The sequence below is a fragment of the Kitasatospora sp. NPDC096140 genome, assembly GCF_040303045.1.
Lineage (GTDB): Bacteria > Actinomycetota > Actinomycetes > Streptomycetales > Streptomycetaceae > Kitasatospora.
In genome coordinates this window covers 1-12,619 of the sequence record NZ_JBEOUW010000087.1, presented here as the reverse complement: position 1 = coordinate 12,619, position 12,619 = coordinate 1, and the positions used below count along the sequence as shown (strand labels likewise).

Here is a 12,619-nt window from a genome sequence, read left to right as displayed (position 1 = left end):
CGTCGGCTACGAGATGGCCCTGCTCGTCGACCGCGCCGGCGCCGTCCTCACCCCCGCACTTCGCGCGGAACTCCAGGGCAGTCTCCTGCACTGACGGTTCGTCGGATACCGTCCAGGTATTCGAAGTACCTCCGCGTCCTTCCCGGGCCCGCTTCGGCGGGCTCGGGTTCGGACGTTGTACGGCCTTCGCACCACCGGCTCCGGACTCGCTCCGAAGCCCGAACCGCACCGCCGCACCCTGTGAGGAGAGGAACCGTGACACCGCCCGACGACCGCAGCGGCCAGTACGGTCTTCCGTACCCTGGCACAGGCCATGACGCCTTCGGATCTCCCGGCGTCGGCCACGGTCAGGAGTACGGCCGGCACCAGTACGGTCAGCCCCAGCAGCCGTACGCCCGGCCCGAAGAGCAGTACGGCCAGTACGCCCAGTACGAGCAGTACGCCCAGCAGCAGCCCTCCTACGGTGCCCCCGCGCCCGGCTACCCGAACCCGGCACCGGTGCCCGACCCGGCGCCCGGTTACCGGCCGGCCCAGGAGCCCGGGCACGTGGAGGAGTTCGAGGACGAGCCCGACGCCGGCCCGCTGATCCGTCCGTTCGCGATGACCGGCGGTCGCACCCGGCCGCGCTACGAACTCGCGCTGGAGGCCCTGGTCTCCGCCGACGTCGATCCGCAGCGCCTGGCCACCCTGCTCCCCGAGCACCAGCGGATCTGCACGCTGTGCACGGAGGTCAAATCCGTCGCTGAGGTCTCGGCGCTGCTCTCCCTTCCCCTGGGAGTGGCCCGCATCCTCGTGGCCGACCTGGCCGAGGCCGGCCTGGTCGCCATCCACCAGCCCGCTTCCGGCGGCGAATCCGGAAACCAGCCCGACGTCACGCTGCTCGAAAGGGTCCTCAGTGGACTTCGCAAGCTCTAACGCGGCCGCCCCCACCCGCGCCACCACCTCCGCGAAGATCGTCGTCGCGGGCGGCTTCGGTGTCGGCAAGACCACGCTCGTCGGCGCCGTCTCCGAGATCAACCCCCTGCGCACCGAAGCCGTCATGACCTCGGCCTCCGCCGGCATCGACGACATCAGCCACGTCTCCGGCAAGACGACCACCACCGTCGCCATGGACTTCGGCCGCATCACCCTCGACGAGGACCTCATCCTCTACCTGTTCGGCACCCCCGGACAGGACCGCTTCTGGTTCATGTGGGACGACCTCGTCCGCGGCGCCATCGGAGCCGTCGTCCTCGTCGACACCCGCCGCCTCGCCGACTGCTTCCCCGCCCTCGACTACTTCGAGAACAGCGGACTCCCCTTCGTCGTCGCCCTCAACGGCTTCGACGGACACCAGCCCCACACCCCCGACGAAGTCCGCGAAGCACTCCAACTCGGCGCCGACACCCCCGTCATCACCCTCGACGCCCGCCGCCGCGACAGCGCCAAGAGCGCCCTCATCACCCTCGTCGAACACGCCCTGCTCGCCCGACTGCGGTGACCCAGGCACGGGTGGCCCGCCGGACTCCACGCGGAGTCCGGCGGGCCACTGGCACGTCGCGGGCCGGCTACTCGGTGGGCTCCAGGCCGGCGCGGACCAGACCGTAGGTGTACGCGTCCTCCAGCGCCAGCCAGGAGGCGGCGACCACGTTGTCGGCGACGCCGACGGTGGACCAGGTGGACGTGCCGTCGGTGGACTCGATCAGCACCCGGGTCTTGGACCCGGTGCCGTGCTGCCCCTCCAGGATGCGGACCTTGTAGTCCACCAGCTCGAAGGTGGCCAGCGGCGGGTAGATGCCCTCCAGCGCGGTGCGCAGCGCCTGGTCCAGCGCGTTGACCGGGCCGTTGCCCTCGCCGACGGCGATCCGGCGCTCGCCCTTCGCCCAGAGCTTGACGGTCGCCTCGTTGCCGGAGATCCCGTTCGGGCCCTGCTCGCTGATGGTCCGCCAGGACTCCAGGGTGTAGAAGCGGTCCCGGCTGCCGCGCACCTCGTCGCGCAGCAGCAGCTCGAAGGAGGCGTCGGCCGACTCGTAGGTGTAGCCCAGGTTCTCCTGCTCCTTCACCTTGGCGACCACCCGGCCGGCCAGGTCCCGGTCGGTGGACAGGTCGTAGCCGAGTTCCTTGCCCTTGAGTTCGACGGAGGCCCGGCCGGCCATGTCGGAGACCAGCATCCGCATGGTGTTGCCGACCCGCTCGGGGTCGATGTGCTGGTACAGGTCCGGGTCGACCTTGATCGCGGAGGCGTGCAGGCCCGCCTTGTGGGCGAAGGCCGAGTAGCCGACGTACGGCTGGTGGGTGGAGGGGGTCAGGTTGACCAGTTCGGCGATCGCGTGCGAGATCCGGGTCATCTCGGCCAGCCGTCCCTCGGGCAGCACCCGGCGGTCGTACTTGATCTCCAGCGCGCCGACCACCGGGAACAGGTTGGCGTTGCCGACCCGCTCGCCGTAGCCGTTGGCGGTGCACTGGACGTGGGTCGCCCCGGCGTCCACCGCGGCCAGGGTGTTGGCCACCGCGCAGCCGGTGTCGTCCTGGGCGTGGATCCCGAGCCGGGCGCCCGTCCGGGCCAGGACGTCGGCGACGGTGTCCCGGACGCCGGCGGGCAGCATCCCGCCGTTGGTGTCGCACAGCACCACCACGTCCGCCCCGGCCTCGTGCGCGGTGCGGACCACGGCGAGGGCGTACTCCCGGTTCGCCCGGTAGCCGTCGAAGAAGTGCTCGCAGTCGATGAACACCCGGCGGCCCCGGGCGCGCAGGAACTCGACGCTGTCCCGGATCATCTCCAGGTTCTCGTCCAGGGTGGTGCGCAGCGCCAGCTCCACGTGCCGGTCGTGCGACTTGGCGACCAGGGTGATCACCGGGGCGCCGGAGTTGACCAGCGCGGCCAGCTGCGGGTCGTCCGCGGCCCGGCCGCCGGCCCTGCGGGTGGCGCCGAAGGCGACCAGCTGCGCGTTCCGCAGCTCCAGCTCGGCGGCGGCGCGGGCGAAGAACTCGGTGTCGCGCGGGTTGGCCCCGGGCCAGCCGCCCTCGATGAAGCCGACCCCGAACTCGTCCAGGTGCCGGGCGATGGCCAGCTTGTCCGCCACCGTCAGGTTGATGCCCTCACGCTGGGCGCCGTCGCGCAGCGTGGTGTCGAACACGTGGAAACTGTCGTCGGTACGGCTGACCTCGGTCATGACCCCTGGTTCTCCGTTCGGGGAGGTTCGTACTGCTCCGGCCGGTCTTCTGGTCCCGGCTCCACTGTCCAGGATCTCGCGCGCGGCCCCGGTGTCCCCGAGCCCTTCGTGGGGGCTCTCGGCCGGTCCGGGTGGCTGCTCGTCGGGGCCTCGCCCCAAAAGCAAAAGACCCCTCGCGGGTGCGAGAGGTCTGCGCGCGGGTCTGGACGCTCGTGGTCGCTCCGCATCGGGTCCTGCGGGAGCGGTCACTGCGGACCGGCGCGCCTGCTGCCAATAATCGGCGAAAGCGAGGACACGTCGGCAGTCTGGCACAGCCCCCGGGATCCGGCCCGCCCGTCTCGCGATGCGGAACGTGGCGGGCCGGAGCCGGTACGGGTGCGGATGCGGATGCGGGTGCCGATGCGGGCGCCCGCGGATCAGACGATCTTGTGCAGCCAGTTGTGGGTGTCGGGGGTCTGGCCGCCCTGGATCGACAGCAGCGCCTTGCGCAGCTCCATGGTGATCGGGCCGGGCTCGCCGGTGCCCACGGTCCAGTCGGCGGCGGCGGACTTCACCGATCCGACCGGGGTGATGACGGCGGCGGTGCCGCAGGCGAAGACCTCGGTGAGGGTGCCGTCGGCGTTGGCCCGCTGCCACTCGTCGGTGGAGATCTTCCGCTCCTCGACGGCGTAGCCGAGGTCGGAGGCGAGCTGGAGCAGCGAGTCGCGGGTGATGCCGGGCAGCAGCGCGCCGGACAGCTCCGGGGTGACGATCTTCGCGTCCTCGCCCTCGCCGAAGACGAAGTACAGGTTCATGCCGCCCATCTCCTCGACCCACCGGTGCTCGGCGGCGTCGAGCCAGACGACCTGGTCGCAGCCCTTCTCGGCGGCCTGGGCCTGGGCGACCAGCGAGGCGGCGTAGTTGCCCGCGCACTTGGCGGCGCCGGTGCCCCCGGGCGCGGCCCGGACGTACTCCTTGGACAGCCAGACCGAGACCGGCTTGATGCCGCCCTGGAAGTAGGCGCCGGCCGGCGAGGCGATGATCATGAAGAGGTAGGAGTTGGCCGGGCGGACACCCAGGCCGACCTCGGTGGCGAACATGAACGGACGCAGGTAGAGGCTCTGCTCCGGCTCGTTCGGGACCCACTCCTGCTCCTGCTGGACCAGCAGCTCCACGGCCTCGACGAAGGTCTCGACCGGCAGCTCCGGCATGGCCAGGCGGCGGGCCGAGGCCTGGAAGCGGGCGGCGTTGGCCTCCGGGCGGAAGGTCGCGATGGAGCCGTCGGCCTGGCGGTAGGCCTTCAGGCCCTCGAAGATCGCCTGGCCGTAGTGCAGGGTCATGTTCGCCGGGTCGATCTCCAGCGGCGCGTACGGCGCCAGCTGGGCGTCGTGCCAGCCCACGCCCTCGGTCCAGCGGATGGTGACCATGTGGTCGGTGAAGACGCGGCCGAAGCCGGGGTTGGTCAGCCGGGCCTCGCGCTCCGCTGCGGGCAGCGGGTGGGCGGAGGGCTTGAGGTCGAACGTGATGGGCGCCTGGGTGGGCGTGCTCATGGCTGTTTCCTTCACCGTGGGGTTGGTCCGGGCCGCCACCGCTGCAGGGACGTTTCGGCGATCGAACGCCGGAACGAGCGCACAACGGCACGGCCCACTGTCGATACTCGCATCCAGAGGGCCGTGCCGAACAGCCACCGGCTCCTATCAGAGCCGCGAGCTGCGGTTATGCGGTCCGGCCCACCTGGCCGGAAACCTTTTGTCGGTCCGGCTCGTCAGCCGCCCGATACTCGACCGGCGAGCGCGTCGCCGACCTGGGAGGTGCTGCGGGTACCGGAGCGCTCGGCCAGGTCCGCCGCGACGGCGGCCTCGACCGCAGTGGCCTCGGCGGCGAAGCCGAGGTGCTCCAGCAGCATGGCGACCGACAGCACGGTGGCGGTCGGGTCGGCCTTGCCCTGGCCGGCGATGTCCGGCGCCGAGCCGTGCACCGGCTCGAACATGGACGGGAACTCACCGCTCGGGTTGATGTTGCCGCTCGCCGCCAGGCCGATCCCGCCGGTGACGGCGGCCGCGAGGTCGGTCAGGATGTCGCCGAACAGGTTGTCGGTGACGATCACGTCGAAGCGCTCGGGCTGGGTGACGAAGAAGATCGTCGCCGCGTCGACGTGCAGGTAGTCGGTGGTGACCTCGGGGAACTCCTTGCCGACCTCGGCGAAGATCCGCGTCCACAGGTGCCCGGCGTGCACCAGCACGTTGTTCTTGTGCACCAGGGTGAGCTTCTTGCGCGGCCGCGCCTGCGCCCGGCGGTAGGCGTCGCGCACCACGCGCTCGATGCCGTACGCCGTGTTCAGGCTGACCTCGGTGGCCACCTCCTGCGGCGTCCCGGTGCGCAGCGTGCCGCCGTTGCCGACGTACGGGCCCTCGGTGCCCTCGCGGACGACCACGAAGTCGATGTCGGGCTCGCCGGCCAGCGGGGACCGCACCCCGGGGAAGAGGCGACCCGGACGCAGGTTGATGTGGTGGTCGAAGGCGAACCGCAGCTTGAGCAGCAGCCCGCGCTCCAGCACGCCCGACGGCACACTCGGGTCGCCGATGGCACCCAGCAGGATCGCGTCGTGCGACTTCAGCTCCGCCAGCACGTCGTCCGGCAGCGTCTCCCCCGTCCGGTGGTAGCGCCGGGCCCCGAGGTCGTACTCGGTGGTCTCCAGCTTCACATCGGCGGGAAGCACGGCACCCAGGACCTTGAGGCCTTCGGCCACCACTTCCTGACCGATGCCGTCACCCGGGACAACTGCGAGACGAATGGTGCGAGACATGCTCGGACCCTACTCCGCCGTCCCAGGGGCTGACACCTGGCGTCCACCATCCGGACGCACAGGAGTGGCGGCACCGGGTCGATGTCTGCTGCCACGGCGACACCTTCACAGGCCGGCAGAGCCGGTGCCACTTCATCACTCCTTCGACGGAGCGCGTACGTCGTGGCTCGCGCTGGGGGCGCGCTTAGGGTGGCGAGGTCCGGGGTCACTGGCAGAACGGGGCGCGTGGGTGCAGGGCGAGCGGCGGCGGGAGGTGCTGGTCAGCGGGGGTGCGGCCGCCCTGGCGATGGGCGGGTACGCGCTGGCACTGGGGCTGCGCGGGCGGTGGCCGGCCGGGGCGGAGGAGGTCGCGGTGCCGTACCACGCCCACCTGTGGGACCTGCTGCACGGGGAGGCCACCGGGGACGTGCTGTTCAACTGGAACAGCGGGTACGGCGTCCCGTTCCTGGCGGACTTCTTCGCCTACCTGATGAACCCGTTCTCCTGGTTCACCGCGTTTCTCCCTCGCGACCGGGGCGAGCTCGCCGTCCTGCTGGTCACCCTCGCCACCATCGGCCTCGGCACCGCCCTGATGGCCCGCCTGCTCGGCCGCCTCCATCCGGGCCCGCACTGGCTGCGGGCGTTCGCCGCCGTCGGGTACGGGCTGTGCGCCTGGGTGCTGGACGTCGGCGGGGCCGCGCCGATGTGGCTCTGGGGCCTGGTCTCGCTGCCGCTGCTCGGCCTCGCCGCCGACTGGTGCCTGCGCGAGCGGCGCTGGGTGGCCGGCACGCTCTGCGTCGCGCTGGCCTGGGCGGGCAACCTGTACACCGCCGCGCTGGCCACCCTGGCGGCCGGACTCCTGTTCGCCGTCCGCCTGTTCGCCACGTCACGGCCGTTGCGCCAACGGGTCCGGGCCACCGGCCGGGCGGTCACCATGGCCACGACCGGGGTGCTGCTCGCCTCCCCGGTGCTGTTCGTCGCGGTGCAGGCGGCGCAGCGCGCCCAGCCCGAGTCCCCGGTGGAGCCGCTCGGCCCGTCCGGCCTGGGCGGCCACCTCGCCCAGTTGCTGCCCGCCACCCACGGCGGGCGGGGGCTGCCGGACGTGGCGATCGGGCTGTTCGGGCTGCTGCTGGTGTGCGGGCTGCCCTTCAACCGGAGGGTGCGGCCGCGGGAGCGGGCGGCCTGGTGCGCGGCGCTGGTGCTGGTGGTGCTCGGCTTCGTCTGGACGCCGACCGTCCTGGTGTGGCACGGCCTGGCGATCCCGGCCGGTGGGCCGTACCGGGTCGCCTTCGTGCTCAGCGGGCTGCTGGTGCTGGCCGGTTGGGTGTCGCTGGCGCACCGGCCGGACCGGCTCACCCTGCTGGGCGGCGCGGCCGTGGTCGCGGTGATCGCCTCGGTCGCGGCGGGCCTGCACTCGGTGCGCACCGCCACCTGGGTGCTGCTGGCCGTCGGCGGCACCGTCCTGCTCGCCGCGCTGTGGGTCCTGGACCGCCGCCACCCGGACCGCCGGGCGAACACCGTCGCCACCTGGGTGATCGGCGGCGCGGTGTTCGGCAATGCCGTCTGGTCCGGGTACGCGGCGCTCGGCGCGGCCCCCTCCGGCAGTATCCGGCCGGCGGCCGTGCGGGCCGGACACGCGGCGGTCCGCGCGGCCGAGGACTGGCCGCGCGGCCGCAGCGACCCCGGCCCGCACGCCTTCACCACCAACGACCCGCTGCTGCTGGGCGGCCAGGGCGGCGGCTACTTCAGCGGGTACCTGCCGACCGTCGCGGCCCTGCTGCTGCACGACCTCGGCGCGGGCTGGACCGCCGGCGGGCGGCAGACCGAGAGCGTCACCGACCCGGTCGGGCAGGCACTGTTCGCCGTCCGCGCCCACCTGGACGACGGTCCGCCGCCGTACGGCTTCACGCCCGTCCGGGCCGCCGCGCCGCCGCTGGTCACCGTGCTGCCCCCGGGTGCCCGCCCGGACACCTCCTCGGTCTGGTCCCGGCAGGAGTCGCTGCTCGGCAGCCAGGTGTACGACGCCCCGCTGCCCGTCCCGGCCGGCGGCCCGGCGCCCACCCTGCACGGGACCAGCGGCTGGTCGGTGCCGCCCGGCGAGGAGGGCACCGTCCTCACCGCCGCCTGCACGCCCGGGTCGACGGCGTTCTTCCACGGCGTCTGGTACCGGGGCACGGTCAGCGCCCTGGGCGCCGCCTACCGCAGCGACGGCGAGCAGCCGACCACCGCCGTGCCGATCCACCGGCTGGGGACCGTCCCGGCGGACGGGGTGGTCCGGGTGACACTGCGCTCCGACACCGTCAGCCAGGTCCCGGCCCGCCCGATCGGCTGTCTGCGGACCGGCGCCCTGGAGGCCGCCGTCGCCCGCCTCACCGCCGGCGGCGCCACCCGCGTCGACGCCGGTGGGCACACGCTCGCGGCCACCCTCCCGGTCGGCTCCACCGGCACCGCGCTGCTCGCCGTCCCCGCCACCGAGGGCTGGACCTGCGCCGTCGACGGCGGCCGCGCCTCCGCCCCCACCCCGGTGCTGGGCATGATCGGCGTGCCCCTCGGCCCCGGCGCCTCCCGGATCGCCTGTTCGTTCCGCCCGCCGGGGCTCACGGAGGGCCTCACCGTCGGCTCCGCCACCGTCGCCGCCCTCGGCCTGGTGGCCGTCTTCGCCCGCCTCTCCCGCCGCCCCACCCGCACCCCGCGCCGCGAGCGGCGCGCCGCCGGGGACGCCAAGAACACCACGGACGCCACGGACGCCGGGAACGCGTAGGACGCCCGCAACGCGCACGGCGACCGCAACGCGCAGGGGCGGCCCGCCGACCGGTGTCGGCGGGCCGCCCCGTCAATCGGCTGCCGCGGCTCAGGGCAGGGTCAGCACCTGGGCCCGCCGCTCGCCCGGGTTGAGGTGCTGCAGCAGCAGGAGCTTGGAGCCCGCCGTGCGGTGCACCGCGAGGACGGCGCCGGGGCCGACCGGGGCCATGACCGCCGGAGGCCCGGTGAGGCCGACCCGGGCGTCGAGGGCCGGCTGCAGGACGTCCACCGGGACGGCCGGCCGGGTGCCGCGCAGGCCGATGGCGGCGTAGGCCTCGGCCGGATCCGGTGTGCCGGGGCCGGCGACGCCGGTCCAGACGCCGTAGTGGACGGTGCTGCGGCCGGGGCCGACACCGGGCAGGGCGCTCAGCCGGACGGGCAGGACCACGACGTCGCTGTCCAGCAGCGCGGTGTCGGTGTCGCCCCAGCGGGCGTTCAGCGGCTGGACGTCGAGCTCGGCGCCGGTACGGGCGTCGAGGGCGCGGGAGACCAGGACGTCGCTGCCGCGCTGCCGGTCGGCCTTGAGGATGACGTCGGTGCTGCCGTCCCCGTCGGTGTCCAGCGCGACCCGCACCCCGTACAGCCCGACCGGGGTGGCTGCCGGGGCCCACACCTGCGCGCCGACGTACAGCAGTTCGGAGTCGACGGCGGCGCCGGCCGCCCGCAGGTTCACGGACCGTTCGCCGGGGTGCTCGACGCAGACGTCCTGCCCGGGGTCCGCCCCCTCCCCCGCACCGTCGGGCCGGATGCCCGCGCCCGGCCCGACGGCGGTGCCGCTGCCGGGCGGGCAGTCGGCCCAGCGGGCTCCTTCGCCGCCGAGGGCGAGGGCGGTGACCAGTCCGGGCGTCGCCCCGGGCGCGGCGCTGCCGCCGAGCGTGACGAGGGTGCGGTCGCGCACGGTGCGGACGGCGGCCGTCACCGTGAGGTCGGAGGCCGGCCGCGGCGCGGCGAACACCGGGACCCGCAGCTGCGGCAGCGCGCCGCCCGCGACCGGCGTCAGCAGCACCCGCCCCGAGAGCTCGCCCCGGTAGCTGCGCGCCTTGCCGCCCTGCACGGTGTCGATGGTCGGGTCGGGCGCGCGGCCCAACTCCCCGGGGACGGACAGCCTGACCCGTACCCGCGCCGTGCCGCCCGCCGGCACGTCGACCCGCTCCGGGGCCACCGTGAAGGAGGCGCCGGGCAGTTCGGTGGCCGCCGCGTAGCCGGTGCGGTAACTCAACGGCGAGTCACCGTGGTTGCGGACCTCGATCTCCCGCACGAGCGCCGTCGGCCCGCCGACCTCGACCGGCCCGAACGAGACCCCGACGCCGCCCTCCTCGGCGCCCTGCCCCGCCGCGTAGGCGACGACGGGGGTGCGGACCGCCTGGTCGACCCGGACCCGCCCGGCGCCGGTGCGCTCGGGCCCGTAGACCGGCCCGCTGTGGTCGTCGCCGACGTAGGTGTCCGCGGTGGTGTTCATCAGCGCGGCCTTGATCTGCTCGACCGGCCAGTCCGGGTGGGCGGCGCGGACCAGCGCGGCGAGCCCGGCGACGTGCGGGGTGGCCATCGAGGTGCCGTTCTCGCGCTGGCCGCCGGTGCCGCTGCCGACCAGGGCGGACCAGATGGTCTCGCCGGGGGCGGCGAGGTCGGGCTTCACCACCCCGGGCACGCCGATGCCGCGGGAGGTGAAGTCGGTGAGGGTGTCGACCCGGGCAGGCTGGTTCTGCGCCACGGAGCCGTGCAGACGGTTGCCGGGGGCGGCGAGCCGGACCCGCACCGGCCCGGCGGCCACGGCCCGGCGCAGGCGCTCCCCGTCGGCGCGGGCCAGCAGGGCGACGGGGACGCGGTCGTCGCCCGCGATCTCCGCGAGGTGGTCGGAGTCGGCGGCGTACAGCGCGCCGATCGCGCCCGCGTCGGCGACGTGGTCGGCGCGCGGGCCGGAGTTGCAGGCCCGGTCGGCGTCCCTGGTCGTCCAGGCCAGCAGGGCGACCTTCCCGGCCAGCCGCTGCCGGTCGGCCTCGTCGAAGGCGGCGCAGCCGTCCGACTGGTCGGCGGGCAGGGCGAGTTCACCGCCGACGTCGGCGGTGGCCCACCCCTCGTAGCGTTCGCTCCAGTGTGCCGGGACGACCCCGGCCAGCGCGGCGGGGGCGAGCACGGTGACGCCGTCCACGTCGGCGTGCCCGTGGACGGAGGCGGCGACGGTGATCGCCCGGGCGGCGGTGCCGGGGCTGCCGCCGATGCCGTACACGTCGCCCTCGTTGCCGGCGGCCGCGACCACGACGGTGCCCAGCGCGGCGAGCCGGTCGACGGCCAGCGCGTCGGTGTCGTCGGCGCTGCCGAAGCTGCTGCCGAGCGAGAGGTTGACGACGTCCAGCCGGTCGCCGAGGTCGCCGTCCCCGTTCGGGTCGGCGGCCACGTCGAGGGCCTGGGCGAGGCGGTCGGTGGAGCCGTCGCAGCCGAACACCCGGATGGCGTACAGCTGGGCGCCGGGGGCGGCGCCGGGGCCGATCCGGAACGAGGCCGGGTCCAGCCCGGGGCCGTAGGGACCGGTGTACGGCCGGCCGTCGGCGGTGACGCCGTACCCGGCGGCGGTGCCGGCGACGTGGGTGCCGTGCCCGTTGCGCACGCAGTCGATCGGGTTGTCCCCGGGGTGCGGCACGGGTTGGTACCGCGGGGAGGCCGGGTCGGGGTCGTAGTCGTCGCCGACCAGGTCCTTGCCGCCGACCACCTTGGCGTTGGGGAACAGCGCGGCCGGCGCGGGCTTGCCGCGCTCGACCGAACGGAAGGCCTCCTCGGTGCCGGGCCCGCCGAAGTCGGCGTGGGTGTAGTCGATGCCGCTGTCGACGATCCCGATCCGCACGCCCGCGCCGGTGGTGCCGGCCGGCGCCGCGCCACCGGACCACACCTGCGGAGCGCCGGTCAGCGGGACGGAGTAGGCGTTGTCGCGCCGCTTGTTGACGATCGGGTGGACGGCCCGGACGCCGGGCAGCGCCCGCAGCGCGGGCAACCGGTCGGCGGGGGCGCTGACCGCGAGCCCGGTGAGCAGGGTGTGGGTGCGGTAGAGCTCGCGGGCGGCCGGAGCCGTCCGGTGGACGGCCCCGGCGAGCTGCGACAGCGCGTCCCCGGCCCGGGCCCGCTGGGCGGCACCGGCCTGCGCGGCCTCCCGCCGGACGGCCTCCGGGGAGCGCTGCTCCCGTCGGGCCCCGTCGGCGGCGCGCCGCCAGGCGGGGCCGGCCGCTTCGGTGGTGAGTTCGAGCAGCACGGAGGCCGTTCGACCGGCCGCCGGGGATCCTGCGGCCGGCGGTCCTGCGGTCGGCGGTCCTGCGGTCGGCGGTCCTGCGGTGGGTGGTCCTGCGGTGGGTTGGCCGCCTGCCGCCGGGGTGGCGGCGAGGACGGCGCTCCCGGCCAGCAGGGCCAGGGTGAGGCCGATCCGGGCGACGGGTCGGCGGACGGGTGGCAGACGCACTGGGCCCTCTCCCCCGGCAGGGGGACTGATCCGCACTCCGTGCCGCTGACGCCCGCCCGCGCGGCCGTCGATCACCCTTCCGGGGGCCCCAAATTAGGATGATCGCGCCGGGCCGGGCGAGCAACTTCCCCCGGACGGACCGATGTTGCACTCTACGGGGTGACGGACCGTCAACCCGTCCGGCCCAGTAGCCCGATGAACGCCACCCGTGGCTCGGCTCAGTGGTGGCCGGTGACACCGCCGTTGTCCCGGCGGTCCAGCGAGCGCTGCAGCGCAGCGGCAGCGTAGCTGTTCCGCTCGGCGGCCCGACGGCGGCGCGGGGCGCGGACGGGGGCGGCGGCGGGGGCGGCGGGGGCGTGGCGGTCGCCGCCGCCGCACCCGGCCCACCGCCACCCTCACCGTCACGGGCGGCCCGGCCGCAGACCCGAACGTCCTGCTGGAGAAGCGCCGCCCGCG

7 protein-coding genes and 1 pseudogene are annotated in these 12,619 nt (G+C 74.7%); 4 read left to right on the top strand and 4 right to left on the bottom strand.

Going from position 1 to position 12,619, the window contains the following annotated elements:
* The 3 genes and pseudogenes from ABT048_RS40995 to ABT048_RS40985 form a co-directional block, all read left to right on the top strand.
* Positions 1-94, top strand: a pseudogene (locus ABT048_RS40995) (roadblock/LC7 domain-containing protein); the annotation flags it as partial.
* Between the two features lie 161 nt (positions 95-255).
* A complete protein-coding gene (locus ABT048_RS40990; RefSeq protein ID WP_350526746.1) occupies positions 256-915 on the top strand; it encodes a DUF742 domain-containing protein in 660 nt (219 codons plus the stop codon).
* A complete protein-coding gene (locus ABT048_RS40985; protein WP_350526745.1) occupies positions 896-1,480 on the top strand; it encodes a GTP-binding protein in 585 nt (194 codons plus the stop codon). The genes ABT048_RS40990 and ABT048_RS40985 overlap by 20 nt, the downstream gene beginning before the upstream one ends.
* A gap of 67 nt (positions 1,481-1,547) precedes the next feature.
* Here ABT048_RS40985 and cimA read toward each other — a convergent pair whose 3' ends face one another.
* The 3 genes from cimA to ABT048_RS40970 all read right to left on the bottom strand — a co-directional run bounded on the left by cimA (position 1,548) and on the right by ABT048_RS40970 (position 5,937).
* Entirely contained in the window at positions 1,548-3,152 is a 1,605-nt protein-coding gene (cimA, locus tag ABT048_RS40980) for a citramalate synthase (protein WP_350526744.1), read from the bottom strand.
* 416 nt (positions 3,153-3,568) lie between these two features.
* Entirely contained in the window at positions 3,569-4,681 is a 1,113-nt protein-coding gene (locus ABT048_RS40975; protein WP_350526743.1) for a branched-chain amino acid aminotransferase, read from the bottom strand.
* A gap of 215 nt (positions 4,682-4,896) precedes the next feature.
* A complete protein-coding gene (locus ABT048_RS40970; protein ID WP_350526742.1) occupies positions 4,897-5,937 on the bottom strand; it encodes a 3-isopropylmalate dehydrogenase in 1,041 nt (346 codons plus the stop codon).
* A 229-nt stretch (positions 5,938-6,166) separates the two neighbouring features.
* On the opposite strand from ABT048_RS40970, the gene ABT048_RS40965 reads away from it, so the two are divergent.
* On the top strand, positions 6,167-8,677 hold the full coding sequence (locus ABT048_RS40965; RefSeq protein ID WP_350526741.1) for a YfhO family protein: 2,511 nt from the start codon (positions 6,167-6,169) through the stop codon (positions 8,675-8,677).
* A 90-nt stretch (positions 8,678-8,767) separates the two neighbouring features.
* Here the strand turns inward: ABT048_RS40965 and ABT048_RS40960 are convergent, their stop codons facing one another.
* Positions 8,768-12,163 carry a S8 family serine peptidase gene (locus tag ABT048_RS40960; RefSeq protein WP_350526740.1) on the bottom strand — a complete coding sequence of 1,132 codons (3,396 nt, stop codon included), beginning with the start codon at positions 12,161-12,163 and terminating at the stop codon, positions 8,768-8,770.
* Between the last annotated feature and the right edge of the window lie 456 nt (positions 12,164-12,619).

Excerpts from the sequence above, each read along its gene's own strand:
- cimA (WP_350526744.1), bottom strand. The coding sequence starts at position 3,152 with ATGACCGAGGTCAGCCGTACCGACGACAGTTTCCACGTGTTCGACACC.
- ABT048_RS40975 (WP_350526743.1), bottom strand. The coding sequence starts at position 4,681 with ATGAGCACGCCCACCCAGGCGCCCATCACGTTCGACCTCAAGCCCTCC.
- ABT048_RS40970 (WP_350526742.1), bottom strand. The coding sequence starts at position 5,937 with ATGTCTCGCACCATTCGTCTCGCAGTTGTCCCGGGTGACGGCATCGGT.